The sequence below is a fragment of the Micromonospora rubida genome (genome assembly GCF_009908295.1).
Taxonomy (GTDB): domain Bacteria; phylum Actinomycetota; class Actinomycetes; order Mycobacteriales; family Micromonosporaceae; genus Micromonospora; species Micromonospora rubida.
This window is the reverse complement of record NZ_JAAALO010000004.1, coordinates 805,293-831,546: the sequence shown is the minus strand read 5'-3', so window position 1 is coordinate 831,546 and position 26,254 is coordinate 805,293. Positions and strand designations below refer to the sequence as shown.

Annotated in this window: 23 protein-coding genes, 2 pseudogenes and 1 riboswitch; of the genes and pseudogenes, 9 read left to right on the top strand and 16 right to left on the bottom strand. The window is 73.9% G+C overall.

What is annotated here, in order from left to right; translation table 11 throughout:
- Positions 1–2 precede the first annotated feature (2 nt).
- Together GVV04_RS18390 and GVV04_RS18385 are read right to left on the bottom strand one after the other, a co-directional pair.
- Positions 3–878 carry a riboflavin kinase gene (locus GVV04_RS18390; protein WP_161689228.1) on the bottom strand — a complete coding sequence of 292 codons (876 nt, stop codon included), beginning with the start codon at positions 876–878 and terminating at the stop codon, positions 3–5.
- 159 nt (positions 879–1,037) lie between these two features.
- Positions 1,038–1,373 (bottom strand): YnfA family protein, encoded by a 336-nt coding sequence (locus GVV04_RS18385; protein ID WP_161689227.1) that lies wholly within the window; start codon positions 1,371–1,373, stop codon positions 1,038–1,040.
- Between the two features lie 165 nt (positions 1,374–1,538).
- Here GVV04_RS18385 and GVV04_RS18380 point away from each other — a divergent pair, with 165 nt between their 5' ends.
- Together GVV04_RS18380 and GVV04_RS18375 are read left to right on the top strand one after the other, a co-directional pair.
- Entirely contained in the window at positions 1,539–2,438 is a 900-nt protein-coding gene (locus GVV04_RS18380; protein WP_161689226.1) for an SDR family oxidoreductase, read from the top strand.
- Between the two features lie 58 nt (positions 2,439–2,496).
- A complete protein-coding gene (locus tag GVV04_RS18375) occupies positions 2,497–2,943 on the top strand; it encodes an ATP-binding protein (protein WP_328822439.1) in 447 nt (148 codons plus the stop codon).
- A 26-nt stretch (positions 2,944–2,969) separates the two neighbouring features.
- Here GVV04_RS18375 and GVV04_RS18370 read toward each other — a convergent pair whose 3' ends face one another.
- The gene (locus GVV04_RS18370) at positions 2,970–3,344 is read right to left on the bottom strand and encodes an STAS domain-containing protein (protein WP_161689224.1); all 375 of its coding nucleotides are present in this window, start codon (positions 3,342–3,344) and stop codon (positions 2,970–2,972) included.
- Between the two features lie 392 nt (positions 3,345–3,736).
- Between GVV04_RS18370 and GVV04_RS18365 the strand changes: the two genes are divergently transcribed.
- Positions 3,737–5,002 carry a DUF2786 domain-containing protein gene (locus GVV04_RS18365; protein WP_161689223.1) on the top strand — a complete coding sequence of 422 codons (1,266 nt, stop codon included), beginning with the start codon at positions 3,737–3,739 and terminating at the stop codon, positions 5,000–5,002.
- A 212-nt stretch (positions 5,003–5,214) separates the two neighbouring features.
- On the opposite strand, the gene GVV04_RS18360 is transcribed toward GVV04_RS18365, so the two are convergent.
- The 4 genes from GVV04_RS18360 to GVV04_RS18345 form a co-directional block, all read right to left on the bottom strand.
- Positions 5,215–5,388 (bottom strand): CsbD family protein, encoded by a 174-nt coding sequence (locus GVV04_RS18360; RefSeq protein ID WP_161689222.1) that lies wholly within the window; start codon positions 5,386–5,388, stop codon positions 5,215–5,217.
- A gap of 176 nt (positions 5,389–5,564) precedes the next feature.
- On the bottom strand, positions 5,565–7,832 hold the full coding sequence (locus tag GVV04_RS18355) for a heavy metal translocating P-type ATPase (protein WP_161689221.1): 2,268 nt from the start codon (positions 7,830–7,832) through the stop codon (positions 5,565–5,567).
- Between the two features lie 13 nt (positions 7,833–7,845).
- The gene (locus GVV04_RS18350) at positions 7,846–8,868 is read right to left on the bottom strand and encodes a DUF748 domain-containing protein (RefSeq protein WP_161689220.1); all 1,023 of its coding nucleotides are present in this window, start codon (positions 8,866–8,868) and stop codon (positions 7,846–7,848) included.
- 28 nt (positions 8,869–8,896) lie between these two features.
- Entirely contained in the window at positions 8,897–9,106 is a 210-nt protein-coding gene (locus GVV04_RS18345; RefSeq protein WP_161689219.1) for a heavy-metal-associated domain-containing protein, read from the bottom strand.
- 147 nt (positions 9,107–9,253) lie between these two features.
- Here GVV04_RS18345 and GVV04_RS18340 point away from each other — a divergent pair, with 147 nt between their 5' ends.
- Positions 9,254–9,556, top strand: coding sequence for a metal-sensitive transcriptional regulator (locus GVV04_RS18340; RefSeq protein ID WP_161689218.1), 303 nt, complete (start codon positions 9,254–9,256; stop codon positions 9,554–9,556).
- A gap of 112 nt (positions 9,557–9,668) precedes the next feature.
- Here GVV04_RS18340 and GVV04_RS18335 read toward each other — a convergent pair whose 3' ends face one another.
- Positions 9,669–10,298 carry a DUF305 domain-containing protein gene (locus GVV04_RS18335; RefSeq protein ID WP_328822438.1) on the bottom strand — a complete coding sequence of 210 codons (630 nt, stop codon included), beginning with the start codon at positions 10,296–10,298 and terminating at the stop codon, positions 9,669–9,671.
- A gap of 91 nt (positions 10,299–10,389) precedes the next feature.
- Positions 10,390–10,986 (bottom strand): hypothetical protein, encoded by a 597-nt coding sequence (locus GVV04_RS32230; RefSeq protein WP_201753595.1) that lies wholly within the window; start codon positions 10,984–10,986, stop codon positions 10,390–10,392.
- A 74-nt stretch (positions 10,987–11,060) separates the two neighbouring features.
- On the opposite strand from GVV04_RS32230, the pseudogene GVV04_RS32225 reads away from it, so the two are divergent.
- Positions 11,061–11,869, top strand: a pseudogene (locus GVV04_RS32225) (YibE/F family protein); the annotation flags it as partial.
- A gap of 263 nt (positions 11,870–12,132) precedes the next feature.
- A riboswitch (cyclic di-AMP (ydaO/yuaA leader) is annotated at positions 12,133–12,263 on the top strand.
- Positions 12,264–12,267: 4 nt separating this feature from the next.
- The gene (locus GVV04_RS18320) at positions 12,268–13,290 is read left to right on the top strand and encodes a coiled-coil domain-containing protein (protein WP_161689216.1); all 1,023 of its coding nucleotides are present in this window, start codon (positions 12,268–12,270) and stop codon (positions 13,288–13,290) included.
- 281 nt (positions 13,291–13,571) lie between these two features.
- Here GVV04_RS18320 and GVV04_RS18315 read toward each other — a convergent pair.
- Positions 13,572–14,303, bottom strand: a pseudogene (locus tag GVV04_RS18315) (carbonic anhydrase); the annotation flags it as partial.
- Between the two features lie 247 nt (positions 14,304–14,550).
- Between GVV04_RS18315 and GVV04_RS18310 the strand changes: the two are divergent.
- Both GVV04_RS18310 and mycP read left to right on the top strand, forming a co-directional pair.
- Positions 14,551–14,889, top strand: a complete 339-nt coding sequence (locus GVV04_RS18310; protein WP_407938810.1) for a helix-turn-helix transcriptional regulator — start codon at positions 14,551–14,553, stop codon at positions 14,887–14,889.
- A 54-nt stretch (positions 14,890–14,943) separates the two neighbouring features.
- Positions 14,944–16,182: a type VII secretion-associated serine protease mycosin gene (gene mycP / locus GVV04_RS18305; protein ID WP_235966257.1), complete on the top strand. Its 1,239-nt coding sequence runs from the start codon at positions 14,944–14,946 to the stop codon at positions 16,180–16,182.
- Between the two features lie 73 nt (positions 16,183–16,255).
- Here mycP and GVV04_RS18300 read toward each other — a convergent pair whose 3' ends face one another.
- The 6 genes from GVV04_RS18300 to eccCa all read right to left on the bottom strand — a co-directional run bounded on the left by GVV04_RS18300 (position 16,256) and on the right by eccCa (position 24,651).
- On the bottom strand, positions 16,256–17,635 hold the full coding sequence (locus tag GVV04_RS18300) for a WXG100 family type VII secretion target (protein ID WP_161689214.1): 1,380 nt from the start codon (positions 17,633–17,635) through the stop codon (positions 16,256–16,258).
- A 17-nt stretch (positions 17,636–17,652) separates the two neighbouring features.
- Entirely contained in the window at positions 17,653–18,192 is a 540-nt protein-coding gene (locus GVV04_RS18295) for a hypothetical protein (protein WP_161689213.1), read from the bottom strand.
- Positions 18,193–18,229: 37 nt separating this feature from the next.
- On the bottom strand, positions 18,230–19,654 hold the full coding sequence (locus tag GVV04_RS33990; protein ID WP_161689212.1) for a S8 family serine peptidase: 1,425 nt from the start codon (positions 19,652–19,654) through the stop codon (positions 18,230–18,232).
- 84 nt (positions 19,655–19,738) lie between these two features.
- The gene (locus GVV04_RS18285) at positions 19,739–20,017 is read right to left on the bottom strand and encodes a WXG100 family type VII secretion target (protein ID WP_161689211.1); all 279 of its coding nucleotides are present in this window, start codon (positions 20,015–20,017) and stop codon (positions 19,739–19,741) included.
- A gap of 28 nt (positions 20,018–20,045) precedes the next feature.
- Positions 20,046–20,354, bottom strand: coding sequence for a WXG100 family type VII secretion target (locus GVV04_RS18280; protein WP_161689210.1), 309 nt, complete (start codon positions 20,352–20,354; stop codon positions 20,046–20,048).
- Between the two features lie 337 nt (positions 20,355–20,691).
- A complete protein-coding gene (eccCa, locus tag GVV04_RS18275; protein WP_161689209.1) occupies positions 20,692–24,651 on the bottom strand; it encodes a type VII secretion protein EccCa in 3,960 nt (1,319 codons plus the stop codon).
- 202 nt (positions 24,652–24,853) lie between these two features.
- Between eccCa and eccD the strand changes: the two genes are divergently transcribed.
- On the top strand, positions 24,854–26,251 hold the full coding sequence (gene eccD / locus GVV04_RS18270) for a type VII secretion integral membrane protein EccD (protein ID WP_161689208.1): 1,398 nt from the start codon (positions 24,854–24,856) through the stop codon (positions 26,249–26,251).
- Positions 26,252–26,254: the final 3 nt, after the last annotated feature.

The following is a 26,254-nucleotide window of genomic DNA, read 5'->3' as shown; positions in this document are numbered from 1 at the left end:
GGCTAGCCGAGGCGCCGGGATCCCCGCGCAGCACGTAACACCGATCGAACGTCCTCGACGTCCCGCCGCATGGTGGCGATCAACTCTTCGATCGAGTCGAAGCGCTCGGGAACGCGTACCCGCTCGACGAAGTCGGTGGTCACCGCCTGGCCGTAGAGGTCGGCGGAAACGTCGAGCACGTACGGCTCCACGGTGCGTTGGCGGCCCGCGAAGGTGGGGTTCCGGCTGATCGAGATCGCGGCGGGATAGCGGACGCCCCCGGTCATGTCCCCGTCGGACCAACTCCTGTCCACCACCGTGAACCAGCCCGCATAGATGCCGTCGCCGGGCACCACCGAATGCTCGGCGAGGGCGAGGTTCGCCGTGGGAAAGCCGAGACCCCTCCCCCGGCCCTCGCCGTGCACGACCACCCCTGCCAGCCGGTGCGGGCAGCCCACCGCCTCCGTCGCCGCAGCCACGTCACCCGCCAGCAGGCGTTCCCTGACGTACGCGGCGGACAGCCGGTCCGGCTGCCGCTGCCCGGACGGGTCGACGGCACGCACGGCCACCCCGGTACGCCGGCCCAGCTCAGCCGGGTCGCCCCCGCCGCCGACGACGGCCGCCGAGTCGAGCACCAACGCCACCGCCGGCAACCTCGCCACGAGGGTGGCGACCGTCGACTCGTCCCAGCCGCCGCCTGCCGGCGGGCCGGCGAGCGGCTGCACACAGATCGCGTCGACGCCGAGGCCCGCGAGCGGTCGCCCGGCGTCCTCGACGGCGGTGGCCTCGGCCGGCGAGGGCGCCAGGAGCAGCAGCACGCAGGCCACCCCGAGGCGACGGGCCTCCGCGACGCCGCTCCACACCAGCCGGTCGCCGCCGAGCTGCGATCCGTCGCTCACGACAAGAACGCACGGGCCCACATCGGAAGGTACGTCCGAGACGCCTCGCCAGATACGCACCGCGCCACCTTACCGGCCGGTCGGCGCGGCCCCGCCGAGCTCGGCGAGCGCACCGTCACCCACCGTCACCCGCCCGGCTGGCCGGGGGCGGTCGACCGGTCAGGCGTCGCGCGGGGCGTACATGATGACGGCGACGCCGAGCAGGCAGATGGCCGCGCCGGTCAGGTCCCACCGGTCGGGGCGGAACCCGTCCACGAACATGCCCCAGGCGAGCGAGCCGGCCACGAACACCCCACCGTAGGCGGCCAGGATTCGGCCGAAGTTCGGGTCGGGTTGGAAGGTGGCCACGAAGCCGTAGGCGCCGAGGGCGATCACGCCGGCGGCGACCCACCACAGGCCCCGGTGTTCGCGCCAGCCCTGCCACACCAGCCACGCGCCGCCGATCTCGGCGATCGCGGCGAGGGCGAACAACAGCAGCGAACGGAGGACGGTCACCTGCCGGACCGTACCCCAGCCGCCCCCTGCCGCCCCGCACCGTGACCGTCCCGGCGGGGCTGGTCAGCGACCCGGCAGGCGCTTCGCGGCCGGACCCGGTTGGGCGGGCCCGGTGGGGGAACCACTGATCAGTACCGCGCACCAGCGGCGAGGAGGGATGGAACCGTGAGCCACGACCAGCACGACCAGCAGGACCCCCAGGAGCAGTTCCGCACCCCGGACGAGCAGACCGGCGGACGGCAGTCCGCCCCCGGGAAGACCTGGAAGATGCCCGACGCCCCCGACCACGGCGAGGACAGTTACCGGGGCACCGGCCGGCTGACCGGGAGGAGGGCCGTCGTCACCGGCGGCGACTCCGGCATCGGCCGGGCCGTCGCCCTCGCCTTCGCCCGCGAGGGCGCGGACGTGCTGATCACCCACCTGCCGGAGGAGAAGCCCGACGCCGAGGAGACGGCCCGGCTGGTACGCGACGCCGGTCGCACGGTGGTGACCGTGGCGGGCGACATCCGCGAGGAGGCGCACTGCCAGGAGATCATCCGGCGGGCCGTCGACGAGCTCGGCGGCCTGGACATCCTGGTGAACAACGCCGCCCACCAGATGTCGCAGGCCGGCGGGATCACCGACATCAGCACCGAGCAGTTCGACCGGGTGCTCAAGACCAATTTGTACGCGATGTTCTGGCTCTGCAAGGCGGCGGTGCCGCACCTGGCACCCGGCGCGACGATCATCAACACGGGGTCGATCCAGGCGTACCAGCCCTCCCCCGACCTGTTGGACTACGCCACCACGAAGGCGGGCATCGTCAACTTCACCAAGGGGCTGGCGCAGAACCTGGCGGACAGGGGCATTCGGGTCAACTGTGTGGCGCCCGGCCCCGTCTGGACCCCGCTGATCCCGGCGACCATGCCCCCGGAGAAGGTCGAGTCGTTCGGCGCGGACGTGCCGCTGGGCCGGGCCGGGCAGCCGGCCGAGCTGGCCCCGGCGTACGTCTTCTTCGCCTCCCAGGAGTCCAGCTACGTCACGGGCGAGGTGCTCGGGGTGACCGGCGGCAAGCCGCTGGCCTGACCGGCGGTGGACCGCCGGAGGCCGTGTTAGCGACGTCCGACGCGGGTAAACCGGGATGATGGGATTGCGTACGTCGCCGCCACCGCCCCGCGCCACGGAGCTGCACTGCTGGACCCTGTCCACCGGAGCGGAGCTGCGCGGCCTCCGCGCGTCTTTGCACAAGGCGTTCACCGGGTACGCCCTCGCCGAGGGCGAGGAACTCGACGGCGTCCCCGAGCGGGTCGTACTGGTCGCCACGGAGCTGGCCACCAACGCCCTGCTGCACGGGCTGCCACCGACCACGGTCCGGCTGCTTCGGGACGAGGACGTGTTCATCCTCGACGTCACCGACCACGACCTGACCAGCGTGCCCGAGCTGGCCGACACCCTCCCGCTGGGCACCGGCGGTCGTGGCCTCCAGCTCGCCCGGGCCTTCTCCCTGGATGTCGGCTGGTACGCCACGGAGGGCACGAAGCACATCTGGGCGTCCTTCCCCCGTGGGGAGGCTCAGGGCGACGGGCGGTGAGCTGACCGGCGGGCGGCGGGTGGCCGTCAGCAGGCCGGGGACGTGCTGCCCAGGCCCAGCGTGGCCAACACGCCGGTGATCTCCAGGACCCGGCGCACCGCGGGCCGGACGTCGGTGACGGTGAGCCGGCAGCCCTGCCCGGCGGCGCGGGCATGGGCGCGCAGCAGGACCAGGATGCCGGACGAGTCCAGGAACCGGACCCCGGCGAAATCGACCTCCAACGCGCTCAGCGGCGGGCCGCCCAGGGCGTCGGCCAGGGCCGCCGCCAGCTCACCGGAGGTCGCCAGGTCGATCTCGCCGATCACGACGAGCAGCCCTCGACCCTCGGTGACCGCGAGCGGGGTGATCGACAGGTGACTGGGCATCGACCACGGAACGGCCATCGGCGTGGCGGGGCTCAACGAACCACTCCCCCTGGTCGGTGACCGGCAGCGATCCCTCGTGGCAGAAGGCGGGCGCCGGCTCGTTCGCACCAGGATAGCCGGCACTCTGATCGATGGCCCCTCCCGGGGCCGCGCGCCAGCCGGCCGGCACGGGCCGCCGTACCGGCCGGTAGGGCGGTGAGCAGGGTCTTCGGCTCCATCCCACCGTCTTCGCCGGAACCGGGTGACCACGGGCGGCAGGCGGCGCGACGACCGACCCCGGGGGATCCGAGCCCCGACGTGGCGGCGCTCACGCCCGGTCCGGCGCGGCCCGGCCCGGCCCGGCGGTACGGTTTCCGGAGCGGACCGGCACCCGGCCCGCCCCCGAGCCGCCGGCCGAACACCGGGGACCCGAACTGACGGAGGACACCGTGCCGGACCCCGCCGAGCTGGTCGCCGACGCCCTCGCGGCGGCGCGCGGCACCGACGTACGCGCGGCGGAGCGGCAGCTCGACCGGCTGGTGGTCGGCGCGGGCGTCGCGGACGGCCCGGCGGCGGTGGACGCCGCCCTGACGGCCCGCCTGGTGCGCGGCGTGGGCCGGCTCTGGCCCCGGGGCTGGCAGCCGGCGGACCTGGCCCGGATCGCGGCCCGCCGGCTCGGCCCGCCGGCCGGGCGGCTGGTGGTCGACCTGGCCGCCGCCGACCGCCGGGATCTGCCCGGCCCGGTCCCCGGCTGGTGGGACGACCAGCTCGCCGGCCTCGACGCGGTCGTGTGGTGGGACGACGACCGTCGGTACCTGACGTCCTGGGCCGCCCGCGAAGGCACCGACCGGATCGCCGCCCTGCGCGACGCGGTGGATGTGCTGGCGTTGGTCGAGGGGCTGCCACCGATCGCGGTGCTCCGCCCGCCGCCCGGCACCGCCGCCGCCGCGGCGGCCGTCCCGGCCGGTGGCAGCGGGTCGCGGATGCTCGACCGGGTGCGGGCCCTGCTCGCCAAGGCCGAGTCGACCACCTTCCCGGCGGAGGCGGAGGCGCTGACCGGCAAGGCGCAGGAGCTGATGACCCGGCACAGCCTCGACGCCGCCCTGGTCGCCGCGGCCGCCGAGCGGGCCGACGTGCCCGGCGGCGTACGGCTCGGCACGGAGCCGCCGTACCCGGGGGCGAAGGCGCTGCTGGTGCAGGAGGTGGCGGCGGCGAACCGGTGCGAGTCCGTCTGGTCCGACGACCTGGAATTCGCCACCGTGCTCGGCTTCCCGGCCGACCTGGCCGCCGCCGAGCTGATCTACACGTCGCTGCTGGTGCAGGCCACCGCCGCGATGCTGCGTGGCCGGACCGAGCGCCGGTCCACGGGCGGCAGCCGGCGGACGAAGGCGTACGACGAGTCGTTCCTCAACGCGTTCGCGCTGCGGATCGGCGAACGGCTGCGCTCCGCCACCGACGAGGCGAGCCGGGAGGCGGCCCGGGAGCAGGGGGCGGAGCGGCTGCTGCCGGTGCTCGCGTCCCGCACGGAGGCGGTGCGGGAACGGCTGGACGACCTCTTCCCGGGGGTCACCAGCAAACGACTCACGGTCGCCGACGAGGAGGGCTGGTCCTCCGGCACCTCAGCCGCCGACCGGGCATCGCTGGACCCGGCCGGTCGCCCGTCCCGGCCGCTGCCCGCCGCCGGTCACCGGCCCGCCCGGCCCGCCCGCCGCTGATCCGCCCGAGGGCGGTCACGGCAGGACGAGACAGGTTCTCCCCGTTCGGCCGTGGACCGTCCCAGATGCCGGACGATGTCACGGACCGTGCTCACCGGCACGGGGGGCGCCCACCGGCCGGCTGCGGGACCCGGCCACCCGCGCGGGACCCGGCCATCGGCACGCAGCACGCCGGGCCGGCGATGGCCGGCCCGGCGCGGGTACGAGCTGGTTCAGCTCTTGAAGGCATCCTTGATCTTCTCGCCCGCCTGCTTCAGCTTGGCGCCGGCCTGGTCGTTGCGACCCTCGGCCTCCAGCCGCTCGTTGTCGGTGGCCCGCCCGGCGCCTTCCTTCAGCTTTCCGGCCGCGTTCTCGGACGTGTTGGCGATCTTGTCGTCGATACCCATGCGAACCTCCAGCGTTGCGGTTTTGCCTGTTCCTTCGACGCCCTGGATGTACCCCGCCGTTCGGTCGCCCAACCATCCCCGGCCGGCAGAACTCACCCACTGTGACGGACTCGACGACTGCGGCCCCGCCGGTCGGCTGCGGAGTCGACGGCGCTCCGGGGGCCGGACCGGCCGGTTCAGGGGTGGGTGGGGTGCGCCGGCCGGAAGCGGCGCAGGCGGAGGCTGTTGGCCACCACGAAGACCGAGGAGAAGGCCATCGCGGCGCCGGCGATCATCGGGTTGAGCAGGCCGGCGGCGGCCAGCGGCAGGGCGGCCACGTTGTAGGCGAAGGCCCAGAACAGGTTGCCCTTGATGATCGCCAGAGTGCGGCGGGAGAGCCGGATCGCGTCCACGGCGGCGGTCAGGTCGCCCCGGACCAGCGTCAGGTCGCTCGCCTCGATCGCCACGTCGGTGCCGGTGCCCATGGCCAGGCCCAGGTCCGCCTGGGCCAGGGCGGCGGCGTCGTTGATCCCGTCGCCGATCATGGCCACGGTCCGGCCCTCGGCCTGGAGCCGCTTCACCACGTCCACCTTGTCGGCGGGCAGCACCTCGGCGGTCACCTCGGCGATGCCGACCTCGGCGGCCACCGCCTTCGCCACCGTGGCGTTGTCGCCGGTGAGCAGCACCGGGGTCAGGCCGAGGGCGCGCAGCCCGGCGACCGCCGCCGCGCTGGTCGGCTTGACCGCGTCGGCCACCGCGAGCACGCCCCGGGCCCGCCCGTCCCAGCCGGCCAGCACGGCCGTCCGGCCGGCGGCCTCCGCGCCGGTCACCGCCCGTTCGACCTCCTCCGGTACGTCGAGTCCGCGCTCCCGCAGCAGCCGCAGCCGGCCGACGATCACCTCGCGGCCCTCGACGGTCCCGGTGACGCCGAGCCCCTCGACGTTGGCGAAACCGGTGACCGGGGCGAGCGGCCCCGCGTCGGCGGCACCTGCGGCGACGGCCCGGGCGATCGGGTGCTCGCTGGCGACCTCCAGCGCCCCGGCCAGCCGCAACAGCTCGGCGGGGTCCCCGCCGTCGGCGGGGAGCACGTCGACCAGGGTCATCCGCCCGGTGGTGACGGTGCCGGTCTTGTCCAGCACCACGGTGTCCACCTGCCGGGTGGACTCCAGCACCTCCGGACCCTTGATCAGGATGCCGAGCTGGGCGCCCCGCCCGGTGCCGACCAGCAGCGCCGTCGGCGTGGCCAGGCCGAGGGCGCACGGGCAGGCGATGATCAGCACCGCCACGGCGGCGGTGAACGCGGCGGTGGGGCCGGCACCGGAGCCGAGCCACCAGCCCAGCGTGCCGGCGGCCAGCGCGATCACGATCGGGACGAACACCCCGGAGATCCGGTCGGCCAGCCGCTGCACGGCCGCCTTGCCGGTCTGGGCCTGCTCGACCAGCCTCGCCATCTGGGCCAACTGGGTGTCGCCGCCGATCCGGGTCGCGGTGACCACCAGCCGGCCGCCGGCGTTCACGGTCGCGCCGACCACGGTGTCGCCGGGGCCGACCTCGACCGGGACGGACTCGCCGGTGAGCATGCTGGCGTCGACGGCCGACGTGCCGTCCTCGACCACCCCGTCGGTGGCGATCTTCTCGCCGGGGCGGACCACGAACCGGTCCCCCACCGCGAGCTGGTCCACCGGGACGCGGGTCTCCACCCCGTCGCGCAGCACGGCGACGTCCCTGACGCCCAGCTCCAGCAGGGCGCGCAGCGCCGCCCCGGCGGTCCGCTTGGACCGGGCCTCGAAGTACCGGCCGGCGAGGAGGAACGCGGTCACCCCGGCGGCGGCCTCCAGGTAGATGTTGCCGGCGCCGTCGGTGCGGGTGATGTCGAGCCGGAACGGGTGGGTCATGCCGGGCATCCCGGCGTCGCCGAGGAACAGCGCCCACAGCGACCAGCCGAACGCAGCCAGGGTGCCCAGCGAGACCAGGGTGTCCATGGTCGCCGCGCCGTGCCGCAGGTTGACGAGCGCGGCCCGGTGGAAGGGCAGTCCGCCGTAGACCACGACCGGGGCGGCCAGGGTCAGCGACAGCCACTGCCAGTAGTCGAACTGCCAGGCCGGGACCATGGCGAGCACGATCACCGGCACGGCCAGCGCGACCGACACCCACAGCCGGGTACGCAGCCCGCGTAGCTCGTCGACCGGCTCGGCGGTGGGCTCCGCGCCGGCCCGGGTGGGCGGGGGCGGCACGACGGCGGTGTAGCCGGTCTTCTCCACCGTGGCGATCAGATCGTCCGGGGTGATGTCTTCGGCGTACGAGACGGTGGCCTTCTCGGTGGCGTAGTTGACCGTGGCGGTCACGCCGTCCATCCGGTTGAGCTTCTTCTCGATCCGGGCGGCGCAGGACGCGCAGGTCATCCCGCCGATCGCCAGCTCGATCCGGTTCGCTGCGACCTGCAACGGCCGCGTGGGCGAGGTCATCTCAGCCCTCCTGTCAGTCGTGCCCGTGCCCGGGAACCCCGTGTTCGGCACCGGCGCTCGGGGCGCCGGTGGCGGTCGGGGCGGTGCCGGTCGGGCTGGTGGTGGCGGGTGTGCTCGTCGCCGGGCCGCCGGGCACGGCGGGGGCGCCCACGACGACCGTGAACTCGGCCGTGTGCACCGCCTCGCCGTGTCGGAAGTCGAGGTAGAGCCGGTACGCGCCGGCCGAGGGGAACTCCGCGGAGAACGTCACCGCCGGCCCGGCCGGGGTCCGCCCGTCCCCGGGTGCGCGCTCGGGATGCACGTGCAGGTACGCGAGGTCCCCCTGACGTAGCGCCACCAGGTGCCCGTAGGCGCCGAGGTAGGGCTGCAGGTCGGTGACCGGCGTGCCGTCCCGGCTCACGGTCAGGGTCAGCTCGGTGGCGCGGCCCGGCTGCGGCGAGCCGGCCAGGGTGACGGTGTAGCCGTCGGCCGTGGCACTGGTCGCCGGCGCTGGCAGCGGCCGGGCGTCGACCGGGCCGGGCACGGTGACGTCGGCACCGAGGGTCAGCGCCGGGCCCCCGGTGGGGGTGAAGTCCGCGAACGCGCGCCAGACGCCCGGGCCGCCGAGCGGGGAAGCGACCCGCCAGGTGCCGTCCGGAGCCAGCTCCGGGTGGACGTGCCGGAAGCCGGAGAGGTCCCGCCGCGCGACGATCAGGTGCATCCGCTTGTCGTGCGCGACGTCGTAACGGGTGACGGGGGCATTGTCGGGGCCGGTGATCCGGAAGGCGAACTCGCCGGCCGGGGCGGCCACCGGGGCGAGGGTGTAGCCCTGGTCGGAGACGAGCAGCCCGCCCGGCAGGTGGGCCGCGGGATCGTCGGTGGCGGAGTGCGCGCCGCCGGTGGGCTGCGCGGCGCTGCCGTGGGTGGGGTCACCGGCGGCGTGGCGGGTCTCGGCGGCCGGGGCGACGGGGCCGGCCACCCGGCCGACCCCGTACGCCGCGCCGAACACCGCCGCGATGCCGAGGGCGAAACCGCTCAGCTTCGTCGCCGTGTTCATCGGATACCTCGGTTCTGTGCGGGCGGCGTCACGCGCCGACGAGGTCGTAACCGGCCTCGTCGACGGCGGCGCGCACGGTGTCGGTGTCCAGCGGGCCCTCGCTGGTGACGGTGACCCGCCCGGAGGCCAGTTCCACCTGGACGTCGCTGACGCCCTCGATCCCGCCGACCTCGGCGCTGACCGAGCTGACGCAGTGCCCGCAGGTCATCCCCTGCACCTGGTATGTCGTGGTGACCATCGCAATTCTCCTCTCCCGGCCCACGTTACCCCCGGGGGGTAATCGTGAGGCGGACCACTGCCGTCTCCGGCATCCGATACCCGTGGGGGGTATCGCTGTCGCCAAGGACCGTAGCATACCCCCCAGGGGTAGGTTATCCTCGGTGCCATGACCGCACCGACGCCCGCCCCGACCCGCGGGTACACCGCCAGCAAGGACCAACTGCTCGCGCGACTGCGTCGCGTGGAGGGCCAGGTCCGCGGCATCGAGAAGATGGTCGACGAGGACCGCTACTGCATCGACGTGCTCACCCAGATCTCCGCGATCCAGGCCGCCCTCGACAAGGTCGCCCTCGGCCTGCTCGACGGGCACGCCCGGCACTGCATGCACGAGGGCGCAGCCGAGGGCCGGGCCAACGAGATGGCCACCGAGATGATGGCCGCCGTCGGCCGCCTCATGAAGCGCGGCTGACCGCGCCCGCCGACCCACGTCGCCCGGTCCCGCTTTCGCCGCCGGGTCCGCTCCAGCCCGTGGCCGGGGACGGGCCGTAGAGACCCGTCCCCCACCTACCAGGCCGCCGACGTCAGAGCCGGGCGAGGATCTTGTTCATGGCGTCGATCTCGCCCTGCTGGGCGGTGACGATCCGCTGGGCCATCGCCTTGGCGTCGGCGTTCGCGCCCTTCGCCAGCTCCTCCCGCGCCATGGTGATCGCACCCTCGTGGTGGGCGATCATCATGGTCAGGAACTGCCGGTCGAACTCGGCGCCGGTCGCGCCCGCCAGTTTGGTCAGGTCCACGTCGGACATCATCCCGGGCATGCCGTGGTCCATCCCCGGCATGCCGTGCCCGGGCCCGTCCGGCGGGACGGGGCGGCCCCACCCGGTGAGCCAGCCGGTCATGGTCGCGATCTCCGGCCCCTGGGCACCCTTGATCTGGACGGCGAGGTGCTTGACCTCGGCGTCGGCGGCCCGGGTGTCGGCCAACTCGGCCATCTCCACCGCCTGCCGGTGGTGCGGGACCATCATCTGGGCGAACATCACGTCGGCGTCGCCGAACGTGGCCGATCCGCTGGCCGGTGCGCCGCCGGTCGCGGCGGACGGCGTGTCGTGGCCGGGTGAGGCGTGGTCGTCGGAACCGCAGGCGGTCAGGGCCAGGGCGGCGGCGAGCGCCCCGCCGGCCAGGGCGACACGGCGCGCGATGGTACGAGTGGTCACGGTCTGGATCCTTCGGTGTCGAGTGCGTACGCGGGCAGGACGGGGACACGGGTCACCGGCAACAGGGGCCGGGTGCCCGTGTCGGGACGTCCTACCTGCGCGACACCGAGGTCTCGGTCAGCCGCAGGCCGATCGGCCGGGGCGGTGGGGCACGCGGACCGGCGGGCGGCTCGCCGCCGAGCCGACGGGCAGACGGGCCGACCGCCCGCACCCCGCTGAGCAGGAGCACGGCCACGAACAGCGCCACGGCGAGCGCGCCGAGCACAGCCAGACAGATGCTCCAGCCGGGCGTGCCGGCACCGGGATCGCCGGCGGGCAGCAGCCGCGCGGACGGGCACCCCGCCATCGGACAGCCCTCGGGCAACACCCGCACCGCGCCGACCAGGTCGACCATGGGGAGGACAGCGCCGGTCGCGTCGGTCATGGCGAGGACAGCGCCGATCACGTCGGTCATGGGGAGGACAGCGCCGATCACGTCGGTCAGGGCGGAAGCGTCGCCCGTCGCGGCGGTGTGGGAGGAGGCTGCCGGGTGCACGTCGGGAGGCCCGGCCAAGTCGTGACCGCCGTGGCCCCCGCCGCCGTGTGCGCCGTGGCCGAGGGTGTGCATCGCGGCCAGCCCGACCAGGGTGCAGACCAGCAGCGCGAGCCGGGCCCACCGCCCGGCAGTCAGCACCGTCGCCGTCCGCACCCGGTCCACGCTAGCCGGTCCGGCGGGACGCCCGGGCCTAACACGCCACGGGCGGCCGCACCGGCGCCCATCCGGGCCCGGCCGGCGCGGTGACCGCCCCCGCACCCGGGGCAGGACGATCGACCCGGAGGCCAGTCGGGGCATGTTCCGGCGGGCCGACCGACGCACGACCTGCGTTCCCAGGTGGGGATGGCTACCATTCCGGGCGATGGTCGTCCGGATTCCGCATCACCCGCCCCGCGCACCCGTCGGCGAGCGCCTACAACATCGCCGAGCACCAGCGCGGCACCCCGCTGGTGTGGCTGGCGGTGGTGTTCGCGCTGGCGATCGTCGCGTTCGGCGGTTGGCGGGGGCTGGCCGGCCTGGCCACCAGCTTCGCCATCCTGCTGACGTTCGTGCTGCCCGGGATCGGTGCCGGCGGGTCACCGCTGCTGATCGCCGTCGTCGGCTCGGCGCTGATCATGTTCGTGGTGTTGTATCTCACTCACGGGGTGAGCGCGCAGACCTCAGCGAGGACGCCACCACCCTGTCGATGTTCCGGGGCGACGTGGACCTGCACGGCCTGCTGCTGGCCGGCATCATCATCGGCTCGCTCGGGGTGCTCGACGACGTCACGGTCACCCAGGCGGCCACGGTGACCGAGATCCTGACCACCGAGTTCATGGCTCAGGAGATCGTCCGCAGAGCCGTCGCCACCCTGGGTCTGATCGCCGCCGTGCCGCTGACGACCGGGCTGCCCGCGGTGGTCACCGCGGCGGGCCGGGCTGTCGCGGTCGGACCCGGCCGACCGGGCGACGACGGGGGCGTGCCGGCCTCGCGTGCCCCCCGGCACCGACCGGCGCCCGGCGGAGCGGGACCTCGCGTTGGAGGCGCCCAGCGGTGGGCGGCCCGACGACCGGTTTCCCGGCGGGCCGGCCCGCCTCACCGATCCCCCGGCCCGGTGGGCCGGCCGAGAAGGGAGCACGGACAGCGCATGGTGACACTCCGCAGCGTGACCGCGAGTGGCGTCACGCGTGAGAACCGCGTCACTGACTACCGAAAGCAATTACAAAATGACGCTTTTAGTCGGCATCCGGGCGTAGATCCCCACGAGGACTGTCGGGTAACCTCGCTGCCGGTCACCGCCGAAGGCGCGCAGCGGCGCCTGCGGTGCCGCCGCCCAATCGCCGCGAGGCGAGCCGGGGATCCAGGTACCTGGGGTGAATCCGCGACAGCGGTAGGGGCCACTTCCGCCCCGAACCCGTCAGCTAACCCGGTCGGCGGTCGATGGAAGGGAACACTGTGACGGCACCCCTGCGCCGCTGGCTGGCACCCGTGGCGGCCGTGTTCGCCGCGCTGGCGATCCTCGCCGGGCCGGCCATCCCGGCGCTGGCCGCGCCCTCCACCCCCAAACCCTCGGGGCACGAGGAGGACGACGAGCCCAAGCTGATCACCGACGTCATCGAGGCCGCCAACCGGGACTTCACCCAGGCCAAGGCGAAGCTCGACAAGTCCAAGAAGCGGCAGCTCCAGCTCGCTCTGGAGGTGAAGCGGGCCGAACAGCAGCTGGAAGCGCTCGCCCCACAGATCAGCGAGATGGCCGCCCAGTCGTACCGGACCGGGCGGGTCGGCCCGATGGCGGTGCTGCTGGAGAGCGGTTCCCCCGACTCGTTCGTCGAGCGCGCCACCGCCCTCGACCAGCTCAATATGATCAACGCTCGGAAGCTGGGCGAGGTCAACGACGCCAAGGAACTCGCGGAACAGGCCAAGATCGCGGTCGACGCCGAGATCCGCGAGCAGCAGAAGCAGACCGCGATCATGGCGAAGAAGAAGCACGACGCCGAGAAGTCCCTCGCGCTGGTCGGCGGCAAGGGCTTCACCGGCGGACTGGTCAACGCCACGTCACCGGTCGCGAAGATCGCGCCGGGCCGGGGCTCGGACGGCGACTGGCCCGCCGAATCGTGCAGCGAGAACGATCCGACCACCTCCGGATGCATCACGTCGCGCACGCTGCACGCGTACAAAGAGACTAAGAAGGCCGGTTTCCACCGGTTCGTCGGCTGCTACCGCCCGGGCGGGCCGTGGGAGCACCCCAAGGGCCGGGCCTGCGACTGGTCGCTGCAGAAGAGCGGTTTCGCCCCCTGGCACAACAACGACACCCGGATGTACGGCAACAACCTCGCCGCGTTCCTCATCCGCAACGCCGACCGGCTCGGCATCTACTACGTCATCTGGAACCGGCAGATCTGGTTCCCGGCTACCGGTTGGAAGTCCTACAGCGGGCCCTCCGACCACACCGACCACGTGCACATGTCGCTGCTCTGACGACGTCCCCACGCGATCGAGGGCCGCCCCGCACACCTGCGGGGCGGCCCTCGCCGTTTCGTGGCCCCACGAGCGTCTCAGGCGGCGGCCGGGGCCACCAGAGTGGCCGCGGCGACTCCCGGGGGCGGGGCGGGCGCGTCCTGGACCACCGGGGCGGCGGCGGCCGGCTCGCCCGGGACCGGGGTGACGGCCGGCCCTCCGGGGGCCGAGGTGGCGGCCGACGTGACGGCCGGGTCGCTCGGGGCCGGAGTGACGACCGGCCCTCCGGGGGCCGAGGTGGCTGCCGGGTCACCCGGGGCCGAGGTGATGGGCAGGGCGGAGCCTGCTGGCACTGCGGCCACCGTCCGCGCCTCGCCCGCGCTGAGCCGGTACGACATCCCGACCACCGCGCATCGCCCGGCGGTGACCTCGGCGGCCAGCACGGACGAGTTGGCGAGCATCGCCTCGACGGTCTGCGCGATGTGGATGTCGACGATCCCGTTGATGTCCTCGACCCCGCGCTCGGCGGCCCGGCGAAGGCTGGGCACCACGGCGTCCACCACGGCCCGCAGGTGGCCGATGGGCGGGGTTCCGGTGCTGGCCGCCGCCCGGGCCGCCTGCACGGCACCGCAGGAGTCGTGGCCGAGCACCACCACCAGCGGGGTGCCCAGCACGGTCACCGCGTACTCCACGCTGCCCAGCACCTCGGGACCGACGGTGTGCCCGGCGGTGCGGACCACGAAGAGGTCGCCCAGCCCCCGGTCAAAGATGATCTCGGCGGCCAGCCGGGAGTCGGAGCAGCCGACGATCACCGCGAACGGGTGTTGGCCGTCGGCGACGGCCGCCCGGTGGCTGGCGTCCTGGTTCGGGTGACGCGGCACGCCGGTGACGAACCGGTGGTTTCCGGCGTGCAACTCCGCGAGAGCCCGGTCCGGAGCAAGCGGCGCGAGAGCCCGGTCCGGAGCAAGCGGGCCGAGATCGCCCGGGCGAGCGGCCGGCGACGGGTCGACCCGCCCCAACCCCGCCTCGGACATCGACATGCCCAAATGATTCATGCCCCATCACCTCGCCCTTCGGCCGCACGACCAGTTCCTCCACCGTCACACGCAGCTAAAGGCACGTCAAGCGTTACGTGATACGCATTTCATACGTTGGGAAGCTCTTGTGCGCGGGTCCGATGCCGCAGTAGCGCGCCGAGGCCCGTCCCCGCGCCCCGATCCGGCGGGGACCGCAGTGGCAGTCGGCCGCCCAGGAGAGTGCGCGGGACGGCTCCGCCATAGCATGTCGGACATGACGACGACGGCTGGCGCGAGCGGGAGCACCCGGAACTGGACGTTCCTCACCAACCACGCGCACGTGCTGCTCGCCATCGCCCGGAACCCGACCGCCCGGCTGCGCGACGTCGCGGACGAGGTGGGCGTCACAGAACGGGCCGCCCAGGCGATCGTGGCGGACCTGGAGACCGGGGGCTACCTCCGGCGCACCCGGGTGGGCCGGCGCAACGAGTACACGGTCAATCCGCGCGGCCACTTCCGCCACCCGGCCGAGTCGGACCGTCAGGTCGGCGACCTGCTCGCCCTCTTTACCGGGGAGCAGACCGAGGAGGCCGCCGGCTCCTGAGCCGCCGGAGGGCCGTGCTCCCCGCCCGAGGCGGCCCGGCGGTACTCTCTGCCGATGCGCGGGAGCTACCCGGCCAGGGGGATGGCAGTGAACGGGCGTACCGGGCCGGCGCGGTCCGCGGTCCTGTGTGGGCTCGCGGCGGCGCTGCTCGGCATCGCAGTCCCGCCTCCCGGGCCGGCCTCGGCCGCCCCGGCCTGCGGGCCGAGTGGGAACCCCGCACCTACCGAGACCCCCTGGGCGCTGTCCCGGTTGGACCCGGCCGCGGCGTGGCGGATCACCCGCGGCGAGCGGGTCACCGTGGCGGTCATCGACTCCGGCGTCTCGGCCACCCACCCGCTGCTGCGCGGGAAGGTGCGCCCCGGGCGGGACTTCAACAACCTGCCCGCGTTCCAGGGCCAGTGCGACCAGGCAGGGCACGGCACCATGGTCGCCGGCATCATCGCCGGCCGGGAGGGCACCGGCTCGCCGTTCACCGGCATCGCCCCGGCCGCCCGCATCCTGCCCGTACGCGTGCTGCCCAGCACCGAGCGCACCAACGACGAGCAGCTGCCGGCGCAGATCGCCCAGGCCATCCGCTGGGCCGTCGACCAGGGTGCCGACGTGATCAACCTGTCGCTGGTCACGCGGCCCCGCCCGGAGCTGGCCGCCGCCGTCGAGTACGCCCTGAAGAACAAGGTCGTCGTGGTGGCCGCCGCCGGCAACCGGCAGGAGCAGCAGCAGGACCTGCCCGCGTACCCGGCGGCCTACCCGGGGGTCATCGCCGTCGCCGGGGTCGACGAGCAGGGCGGCCACGTCGACAGCTCGGTCAGCGGCGACTATGTGGACATCGCCGCGCCGGGGCTGAACATCCTCGGCCCCGCGCCCCGAGGCCAGGGGTACCTCGCCGAGCCGCAGGGCGGCACCAGCTTCGCCGCCGCGTACGTCTCCGGCGCAGCCGCGCTGGTCCGCGCCGCGTACCCGGGTCTCGCCCCGGAACAGGTCGCAGCCCGGCTCACCCGCACGGCGGACAACCCGCCGGACGGGCACAACGCCCAGGTCGGGTACGGGATGGTGAACCCGTACCGGGCCGTCACCAACCTGCTCGGCACGCGCACCGACCCGCCGCCGGGGGCGCTCGCCGCGCCGGCCCCGCCCGAGGACCCGCTGGGCTGGCAACGGTCCGTGGCGGTCTGGGTGGCCGTGGTGGGCGCGTTGCTGGCCGGCGTGCTGCTCGCCGCCAAGCCGATCCTGGCCCGGGGCCGGCGACGCGGCTGGCGCCCGGGACGCCGGCCCACCCCCGCCTCGTCCCGTTGAGCATGACGATGCCGGCCGACGCCGAAGCGTGGGCCGGCACCGTCATGCTCAACTCCGGACGTGGGCCGGGGGGTTAACGAAGGATGCCGGGGCTGTCGTCGCCGCCCGCGCCCCAGACGTCCTCGTCCTCCTCCAGCCAGGTGTTGCGGACCTGCTCCTCCTCGGCGTAGCCGGCACCGCCGTGGCCCGCCCCGGCCATGCCGCCCCGGCCAGCCGTCGCGCCACCAGGTCTACCAGCCCCGGCCGCAGCCTTGCCGCCCGCGCCCCGGCCACCGGCACCGCCACCCATGCCGGGGGACATCATGCCGCCCATGCCGGCCTTGCCGCCGAGCCGGCCGCCCGCGCTCTTTCCGCCCGCGCTCTTTCCGCCCGCGCCGGCCATCCCGCCGCCCATCATCGGCGGCAGCCCCGGGCTGACCGCCTTGCCGAGCCCACCGCCGCCGGGAATGCCGCCGCCCACGCCGCCGCCGGACAGGCCCGCGCCGCTGCCACCGCCGAGCCCCGAACCACCCAGCCCGCCGCCCGGACCGAGGCCGGTGGTGGTCGGTGCGCCGGCACCGGCCAGCCCGGTGCCGTAGCCGTCGTCCAGCCCGCCGGAGCCCGGGTATTTGGTGTCGGGGATGTTCCCCGTGCCGGTGCCCGGAGTGGACAGGTCGGGGTGGGCGGTCGACCCGAGGTCCGGGCTGCCGCCGAGATCCGGGCTACCGCCGAGGTCCGGGCTGCCGCCGAGGTCCGGCATCCCGCCGACGTCGGCCGAGGGAGCACCGCCGATCCCGCCGGTGCCCGGCATCCCGCCGACCTTCGGCACCCCGCCGCCACCACCGACGTCCGGGCCACCCTTAAGGTCGGGTGTTTCCGGCGGGAGTTCCGTACGGAGGGGCCCGCTGCCCGAGGTCGGGGCCTCCATCGTCCGGTCCTTGAAGTTGTCGTTCACCTCGTTGTAGACCTCGCGGGCCTCGCCCTCCTGGTCGGAGAACCAGCCGGTCACCCAGTCGCCGAGCTTGCCGAGCTGCTCGACGGGCCAGCTACCCATCAGGTCCGCCTTGACCCGGGTCTCGAAGAGCCCGATCCCAAGGGTGACCTCGCCGTTGCGGGCCGCCATGACATCACCGACACAGGCCGCCGGGATCGGCATCTTGATCTGCGCCTGCTCCAGTTGGCGGGCGGCGGTCTCCAGGGTGGTCACGATGCTGACCTTGCCCCGGCCGGGGTTGTCGACGTCGTCGATGATGGTTTTCGCGCTCTTCGCCAGCCCTTCGATGTGCGTCTTGAACGACTCGTACGCCGGGCCCTTCCAGGCCACGCCGATGTCCTTGACGTTCGTCTCCAGGCTCTCCCGGACCTGATCGAGGTTCTTGATCAGCTCCTTCCAGCCCAGCGCGGCGCTCTGCACGTAGGCCGGCTGGCCCTCGACGAGCACCTCGCGGGCCATGTCCTCCCAGCTCTTCCCCATGTCCCGTTACCCCCGCTCTACCTGCCGCCGCCGGGAGCGGCGTCGGTGAAGGCCTGCTGCATCTCCTGGGCCGTCATGGCGTTCGCGCCCTCGGCGGTCTCGAAGTTCTGCTTGACCGTGCGGAGCGCCTCGGCGGCCGTGTACAGGTTCGCCGACAGGGTGCGCAGCCCACTCTCCGTGCTGCTGTACGTCTGCTGGTGCTGCTGGGCCAGCTGCTTGGCGTACTGGAAGCCGCCGAGCGGCCCCTTGCCCGTTATGGCCTGGTCGCCACCGAGCTTCTCCTTGATGTCGACCATGTCGTAGGAGAGCCGATGGAGGTAGCCGGCGTGCGTCTCGAGCCAGGTGATGGCCGAGTCGAGGCTGCTGGCGTCCCACTCCGTCGCGACGCCCCGCTCGCAGCTCCCGGCGACCAGCCCGGACGGCGTCTCGGCCTGGTCCACGCCGATCCGGTCGAAGCTGATCCCCCGGATGTCGCCCACGCCGGGAAACATCGGGTTCGGCATCGGAATGGGGAAATCGACGTTCACCCGGTCCGGATCGTTGTCATCGTCGCTCATGGTGCCCTCCCCTGGCCCCGCATCTCAGGTGTCGGTGTCAACGCGGCTGCGGGCCCGCCGGGGGAGCCCCGGTCTGCCCGCCGCCCGGCTGCGGGCCCGGCCGCCCCGCCGGGCCGTACGGATGTGGGCCCTGCTGCCCATACGGGTGCGGGGCCGTCGGCTGCCCGAGCGGTCGCGGCTGCTGCGGGTGCTGCTGGCCCGGCCAGGGGCCGTGGCCCGGTGGCGCCAGCCCGGGTGGCGGCGGTGGGCCGCCCACCGGGGCCTGCGGTACGCGGCGTCGCGCCGCCCGTCGGTTCACCACGATCAGCACCACGACCACCGCGCCCACGAGGAGCACCGCGAGCAGGCAGAGCCCGAGCTGGATCGGTGCGTTGTCGGCCAGCCCGACGGAGATCGCCGGCCGGTCGTCGCCGTCCTCGCCGCCCCCGTCCGAGGCCGCCGGGGGCGTCGGCGAGGCGCCGGTCAGCAGCGGGTTCGCGTCGACCTTCGGCACCGAGCGGGTCAACGCGGCCAGCACGTCGACCGAGCCGAAGCCGTACTCCGGGTCGCGGCCCCGGGCGCCCTGGTCCCGTGCGGTGCGGATCAGCCGGTTCACCACGTCGGCGGCATCGAGATCGGGATAGCGGGACCGCACCAGCGCGGCGATCCCGGATACCACCGCCGTCGCGTCGCTGGTCCCGTCGGTCACGCCGTAGCCGTTCGGCGAGACCGGTGGCGGCACCGGGCCGATGATCCGCACACCGGGCGCGGCCAGCCCCACCTCCGGGCCGGTCACCGACCCGCTCCAGAGGGACCCGGTCTTCCCGGTGGCACCGACGGCGAGGACGCCGGGGATGTTGCCCGGCAGCGGCACGGCCCGGTCGACCCGGCGGTTGCCGGCGGCGGCCACCAGCACCGCTCCCTTGCCGAGCGCGTACCGCACGGCCTCGGTGACCTGCGGATCGCTGCCGGTGTAGCCGACGGACAGGTTGATCACGTCCGCGCCGTGGTCGGCAGCCCAGCGGATGCCGCTCGCGAGGTCCCAGTCGCGCGTCGGGCCGAGGGCTACCGGCAGGATCTTCGCCTCCGGGGCGATGCCCAACTGGTGCATGGACCCGCCGCCCCGCCCGGCGATGATGCCGGCCATCTTGGTGCCGTGGCCGTTCTCGCGGTCCGGGTCGGAACGACCGTCGGCCGGCACGTCCTTCGAGAAGGAGGTGCCCGGCAGGACCTGACCCAACAGATCGGGATGCGCGGCGTACACCCCGCCGTCGACGACGGCGACCGTCACGCCCTTGCCCTTGGTCAGCTTGTGCGCCTCGGGAATACGCAACGTGTCGAGGTACCACTGGAGGCCGCGCACCGTGTCGGCGGCGCGGGCCGGCGCGGGCCCGGCCAGCAGGCCGGCTCCGGCGGCGGTTATCAGCGCCAACACGGCGGCAGCGGACCGCAGCAGCGGCCGGCGGTGCTTCCCCGTACGCATCGCTCCCCCAGGACCCTCGTCGACCCGTCACACAGAACGGCTCCGGTCCGGTCGAGCCGGACCGGAGCCGTGCCGGTAACTATCTCAGCCCCAGACCTTGGAATTGCTCATCTCGGTGGTGACGTAGTTCGCGCGGGCGATTCCTACGGCGCCGCCGATCTCGTTCAGGATCTTGTTGATGTCCCGGACGGCGGTGTCCCACTTTGCCTGGTGCTGCTGGTAGGCGACGCGGTCCTCGCCCTCCCACTGGAGCCTGGTCAGCATGGCCCGCAGCGTGTCGAGCTTCTCGTCGAGAGTCCGCGCGATGGCCGTCATCTGCTGGTTGCTGCTCTCGAGGACAGCGTAGTCAACCTTGATCGTCACGATTTCCTCCTCTGCGCCTGACTGCCGGTCACGGGTTCAGAGCAGAGTGGAACTTGTCCAGCATCTGCTGCTGCTCTTCGTCGTTGACCTGGTGGGTCGTGCCGGACTTGTCGAGCAGGTCGGCGATGTCGTCCATCGCCGTCAACAGCACCCTGGTGTCCTCGTTCCAGCGCTTCATGAGGATCTGGAAGCCCCCGGACGCCTGCCCCTTCCAGGCGATCGCCAGGTCGTCGACCACGCCCAGCAGCTTCTTCAGCTCGCCGTCGACCTCGCTACGCGTGGACCGCACGTCATTCGCCGCGGTATGAAGAGTCGATGCTTCGACCTCGAACGCCATGCTTCACACCCTTCCGTCATCGTTGTGGCGGCCGGACTCTGCCGCGCCTTCCCCCGCGGCAAGGCACCGACCCCGCCGACGGACACTCCAGTCAGACCGTAACCGATTTCGTCAATCCAGCGCAGCCCCGGATTTCAGAGCACGACCTCGCTGGCCCGCTTGGCCCAGGTCACCCGGGCCAGTTGGGCGACCAGGGCCAGCCGACGCCGCTGCTCCTGCGCCTGGCGCAGCATGTCTCCACAGCGCCCCCATAACCCCGCGCAGTGCTCATCACGGCCCTTTCTTGACAAGCGACGATCGGCTCGACGCTGCCTGAGGAGTGGCCCGACGTCCGTCCCTAGGCCGGCTCGGACCAGGCCGTCTGGATGAGCTGCTGACCGTCGCGGCGGCGCACCAGGGTGCCCCGGCCCGGCGGCTGCGGACTGGGACGCAGCGTGCCGAAGACCGCCCCCTCCTCCCGGTTGCCGGACATCAGCAGGCCCGGGGAGTCCAGCTCGCGGAGGCGTTGCAGCACCGGCTCGTACAGCGCCCGCGCCACGCCGCCCACGCGGCGGGTGATGATCAGGTGCAGGCCGATGTCGCGGGCCTGCGGCAGCAGCTCCTGCAACGCAGTGAGCGGGTTGCTGCCGCCGGAGGCGACCAGGTCGTAGTCGTCCACCAGGATGTAGAGGTCCGGCCCCTTCCACCAGCTCCGGTCGCGCAGCTGGGCGGTGGTGACGTCCGGCCCGGGCAGCCGGTTCGACAGGGCGCTGCGGATCGACCCGAGCCCCTGACCGAATGCCTGGTTGGACGGCGCGTAGTCGAGCAGGTGCTCGCCCTCCACCGCGCCCAGCAGGCCGCGCCGGTAGTCGGCGATGACCAGCCGCGCCTGCGCCGGGGTGTACCGCTCGACGATTCCCTTCGCGATGACCCGCAGCAGGTTGGTCTTGCCGCACTCGGCGTCGCCGAAGACCGTCAGGTGCGGCTCGTTCGCCAGGTCCAGGTACACCGGAGCGAGCGCCGACTCGTTGACACCGATCGGCAGGCCGGGTGCCGACCGGTCGACGACCCGGGCCAGCTCGTGCAGCGGCAGCCGGCGCGGCAACAGCCGGACCTTCGGGGCCGGCGTGCCCGGCCACGCCCGCGCCACATGCCCGGCCAACGCGACCGACGCCTCGGTCAGGTCGTCGACGTCCCGGCGGCCGTCGATCCGGGACACCGCAGCCATGAAGTGCAGCTTGTCGCGGGTCAGACCGCGGCCCGGGGTCCTCTCCGGGACGTTCTGCGAGGCCCGGCGGTCGATCTCGGACTCGGTCGGGTCGCCGAGCCGCAGCTCCAGCTTGGTGCCGAGCAGGTCCCGCATGCTCATCCGGATCTCCGCCCAGCGCACCGCCGTGACCACCACGTGCACCCCGAAACCCAGCCCCCGGTTGGCCAGGTTCGTAATGGTCTGCTCCAGCTCCTCGTACTCCTGGCGCAGCGTGTTCCAGCCGTCCACCACGAGGAAGACGTCGCCGAACGGGTCGTCGGCGAACTCGCCGGCCGCCCGACGGCGGCGGTAGCCGGCCACCGAGTCGATGCCGTTCTGGGCGAACCGCTGCTCGCGCTCGTCGATGATCCCGACCACCTCGGCGACCGTCCGGCGGACCGCCTCGGCGTCGCGCCGGCCGGCCACGCCGGCCATGTGCGGCAGCCCCTCCAGGCTGCGCAGCGCGCCGCCGCCGAAGTCGAGGCAGAAGAACTGCGCCTCACGCGGGGTGTGGGTGAGCGCCAGTGAGGCCAGCATCGACCGCAGCATGGTGCTCTTGCCGCTGAGCGAGGCGCCGACGATGACCACGTTGCCGCCCGCGCCGGCCAGCTCCACCATCATCGGGTCGCGCCGCTGCTCGTACGGGCGGTCGACCACGCCGACGGGGACGGTGAGCCGGCCCCGGCCCTGCCAGCCCGAGTTGGTCAGGCCGTGCGTCTTGTCGACGGCGAGCGGGCTGAGCAGGTCGAGCAGGCTCGGCGGCTCGGACAGCGGCGGCAGCCAGACCTGGTGGGCCGGGCGACCCCGGCCGGCGAGCTGGTCGATCAGCACGTCGAGCATCGCCACGGCCTTGCCGTCCGCCTGCTGCTCAGGCTCGGCCACGGGCTCCACCGTCAGCTCCGGGGCGCGCACCGGCACGAAGTCCGTGCCGTACGGCACGATCCGGCGCTGCACCAGCGCCTGCGACGACTTCTGCTCCCCCGCCGCCCGGTACGGCCCGGACACGTACGCGGCCCGGAACCGCAGCATGGTGGTGGTGTCGGTCTTCAGGTACCCGTGACCCGGGGCGCTGGGCAGCTCGTACGCGTCCGGCACGCCGAGCACGATCCGGCTCTCCACCGCCGAGAAGGTACGCAGGCCGATCCGGTACGACAGGTGGGTGTCCAGGCCGCGCAGCTTGCCCTCCTCCAGCCGCTGGCTGGCCAGGAGCAGGTGCACGCCGAGCGACCGGCCGAGCCGGCCGATCATCACGAACAGGTCGATGAAGTCCGGCTTCGCGGCGAGCAGCTCGCTGAACTCGTCGCAGATGATGAGCAGGCTGGGCATCGGGTCCAGCGGCTCACCGGCGGCGCGCGCCTTCTCGTACTCGAACCGGGAGACGTAGTTGCCGGCGGCGCGCAGCACCTCTTGGCGGCGGTTCATCTCGCCGGCCAGGGCGTCGCGCATCCGGTCGACCAGGGGCAGCTCGTCGGAGAGGTTGGTGATCACCGCGCTGGTGTGCGGCAGCGCGTCGAGCGAGGCGAACGTCGCGCCGCCCTTGAAGTCGACCAGGACGAAGTTCAGCTCCTCCGACGAGTGGGTGACCGCGAGCGCGGCGACCACCGTACGGAGCAACTCGCTCTTGCCGGAGCCGGTCGCGCCGATGACCAGGCCGTGCGGGCCCATGCCCTCGTGCGCGGACTCCTTGAAGTCCAGCTCGACGACGTTGCCGTCCGGGCCCACGCCGAGCGGGATGCGCAGTCGGTCCCGTTGGCTGCGCGGGCGCCAGGTCCGCTGGGTGTCGACCGTGGCGGCGTCGCCGATGCCGAGCAGGTCGGGCAGCTCCGTGCTGCGGGCCAGCGGCTCCTCGGCGCTGGCCTGCTGCTGGGAGAGCCGGTAGGGGGCGATCTGCCGGGCCAGTCCCTCGGCCGCGGCTGCGGTGAGCCGGTCCGGCTGGCCCAGCCGCGTCACCGACGTCCCCCGGACCAGGTCGAGCGTGTCGCCGTCGCCGACGTCCAGGCAGAGCAGCCAGCGGCCGGCGTCCCGGGGGACGGTGCCGGACAGGTCGACGACGGTGGTGCCCAGCAGGCTCGGGCCGGTCAGGTGGCAGGTTGCGGCGACCTCGCCGCCGTCGATCAGCACCACCACGTGCGGCGCGGTGGTCAGCGGCTTCGCCTCCGGGGAGAACCGGGGCCGGCCGGCCAGCTCGTCGGCGAGGGACTCCTCGGCCTCGGCGAGGGTGGCGAAGACCAACCGGCGGGCGCCCGCCGCGTCGGTGCGGCCGGGGTGCTGGGCGTGCGGCAGCCACTTCACCCAGTCCCAGGCCGGCTGCCGCTCCGGGGCGGCCACCACCGCGACGACGATGTCGTCCGGGGCGTGGAAGGTGACGAGCTGGCCCAGCATCGCCCGGGCCAGGTCGAGCACGGGCTCCCGCTCGCCCCGCAGCGCCACCCGGGAGAACGCCCGCACGGACAGCGCGGTGGGCAGGCCCGGCACCGTCGAGTGGGCCCGGACGAACCGCCGCAGCGCGATCGCGCTCATCGGCTCCAGGTCCTCCACCGGTTTGGTCTCCGGCGGAACGATCTCCACCGCCAGCCGCTGCGGGCCGACCGCGACCCGGGCCTCGCCGAAGTCGTCCTCGGTGACCCGCCGCTCCCAGAGCCGGCGGGACGCGGCGATCGACCAGAGCGCGTCGGGCTCCGGGTGCCGCCAGGCCATCGCGGCCCGCTGCTGCTCGGCCGCGCGCCGGGTGCGCTTGCGCATCTGGGCGAGGTAGCGCATGTAGTCGCGCCGCTCGGCGTTCAGCTCGGCCTTGTCGTTGCCGCCGTTGCCCATCGACCCGAGCGCCATGCCGAGCATCGAGACGCCGAACAGCCCACCGACGACGTACGTCATCATGCCGCCGCCCCGGCCGGCGTAGAGGAACGCCATCGCGCCGGCGCCGCAGACCATCGGCAGGATCATCAGCAGCTGCCCCATCCCCCGAGGGGTCTGTTCGGGCAGCTCGGGCGGGGACTCCAGCAGCACCTCGCCACGTGGCAGGGCGGGCCCCGATTGGCGCGGAAGCCGGCGGAACACCACGGTGCTCACGGCTGTCTCCTCCCCCAGAAGCGGCCCGGACACCGACCGGCGCGACGCGAGGTGCGGCCGGGGGGCACGACGACCGACTGCGGGCCGTCGGGTGGGCATCGTACGTGGACGCCATCGTAGGTAATCTCCCGTGGGCGTCGTGGACCCACGGGGCGGTGCCGCCCCGGTGGGGTGGAGCGTAGGCGAGCGCGAGGAGGCCACAGTGGCGACGAAGACGGCGACCGGTGGTCTGAGCCGGATCACCATCGTGGCGCCCCGGACCAGGATGGATCTCGCCCTCCCCACCGACGTGCCGCTGGCCGACCTGCTGCCGACCCTGCTCCGGCACGCCGGTGAGGACCTCGCCGACGATGGGGTCCGGCACGGCGGCTGGAGCCTCGCCCGGCTCGGTGGGCAGCCGCTCGACGGTGGCCGGACCGCCGCGCAGCTCGGCCTCCGCGACGGCGAGGTGCTCTACTTCACCCCCCGCGCCGCAGCGGCCCCGGAGATCGTCTTCGACGACGTGGTGGACGCGGTGGCCACCGCGACCAACCAGCGTCCGGGTAGCTGGCAGGTGGGCACCACCCGCTCGTTCTCGGTGCTCTTCGCCGCGGCGGCGCTGTCCGCAGGAGCGCTGGCGGCGCTGTTCGCCGGCCCGCCGCAGCTTCCCGGCGCGATCGCCGCCCTGCTGGTCGCGGTTGCCCTGGTGGTCAGCGCCGCGGTGCTGTCCCGGGCTGCCGGTGACAGCCGGACCGGCTCGGTGCTCGCCCTGGCCGGCATCGGGCACGCCGCGATCGGCGGCCTGCTGGTGCTGGCCGGTGACCGGGCGCTGACCGAGCTGGCCAGCCCGCACGTGCTGCTCGCGGCGACCGCCGTGGTGGTGTTCGGTGCGGTCGCGGCGCTGGCGGTCGGCGACCGGCTCCCGCTCTTCTTCGGCGCGACCGCCGTCGGCGCGGCGGTGGGCCTCGGCGCGGTGGTGAGCCTGGCGTTCTCCGTCGGCGCCCCGGCCGCCGCCGCGGTGGTCGCCACGGTCGCGTTCGGGTTCCTGCCAGCCCTGCCCATGGCGTCCTACCGGCTGGCCCGGCTGCCCGTCCCGTCCATCCCGACCGGCCCGGACGACCTGAAGACCGACACCGAGACTGTCGACGGCCGCCAGGTGCTGCGGCTCAGCGAGCGGGCCGACGCGTTCCTCACCGGCCTGCTGTGGACGGTGGCGCTGCTGGTGCTGGGCGGGGAGGTCGTCCTCGCCCTCGACGGCCGGCTGCCGTCGACGCTGCTCTGCCTGGTGCTGGCCCTGCTGTCGCTGCTGCGCGCCCGGCCGTTCATCGGCCGCGCCCAGCGCGCCCCGGTACTCCTGGCCGGCACCCTCGGGCTCGGCCTGACGGCGGCGGCCACCTTCGCCGCCGGTTCCACGGCCCTCCGGCTCGGCGTGGTCCTCGGCGGCCTGGTCGTGGTGGCCGTGATCAGCCTGATCTACGGGCTGACCGTGGCGGGCAAGCGGATCTCGCCGGTCTGGGGCCGGCTCCTGGACATCGTCGAGATCATGCTGATCATCTCGCTGGTCCCGCTCGCGGCCTGGGTCTGCGGCCTGTACGGCTGGATCGTCAACCTCCGCCCCTGACGG

Coding starts and splice junctions, on each gene's coding strand:
- GVV04_RS18355 (WP_161689221.1), bottom strand. CDS start 7,832: ATGACCTCGCCCACGCGGCCGTTGCAGGTCGCAGCGAACCGGATCGAG.
- GVV04_RS18350 (WP_161689220.1), bottom strand. CDS start 8,868: ATGAACACGGCGACGAAGCTGAGCGGTTTCGCCCTCGGCATCGCGGCG.
- GVV04_RS18295 (WP_161689213.1), bottom strand. CDS start 18,192: ATGAGCGACGATGACAACGATCCGGACCGGGTGAACGTCGATTTCCCC.
- mycP (WP_235966257.1), top strand. CDS start 14,944: ATGCGCGGGAGCTACCCGGCCAGGGGGATGGCAGTGAACGGGCGTACC.
- GVV04_RS18340 (WP_161689218.1), top strand. CDS start 9,254: ATGACCGCACCGACGCCCGCCCCGACCCGCGGGTACACCGCCAGCAAG.
- GVV04_RS33990 (WP_161689212.1), bottom strand. CDS start 19,654: ATGCGTACGGGGAAGCACCGCCGGCCGCTGCTGCGGTCCGCTGCCGCC.
- GVV04_RS18360 (WP_161689222.1), bottom strand. CDS start 5,388: ATGGGTATCGACGACAAGATCGCCAACACGTCCGAGAACGCGGCCGGA.
- GVV04_RS18310 (WP_407938810.1), top strand. CDS start 14,551: ATGTCGGACATGACGACGACGGCTGGCGCGAGCGGGAGCACCCGGAAC.
- GVV04_RS18300 (WP_161689214.1), bottom strand. CDS start 17,635: ATGGGGAAGAGCTGGGAGGACATGGCCCGCGAGGTGCTCGTCGAGGGC.
- GVV04_RS18345 (WP_161689219.1), bottom strand. CDS start 9,106: ATGGTCACCACGACATACCAGGTGCAGGGGATGACCTGCGGGCACTGC.
- GVV04_RS18280 (WP_161689210.1), bottom strand. CDS start 20,354: ATGGCGTTCGAGGTCGAAGCATCGACTCTTCATACCGCGGCGAATGAC.
- GVV04_RS18375 (WP_328822439.1), top strand. CDS start 2,497: ATGGGATTGCGTACGTCGCCGCCACCGCCCCGCGCCACGGAGCTGCAC.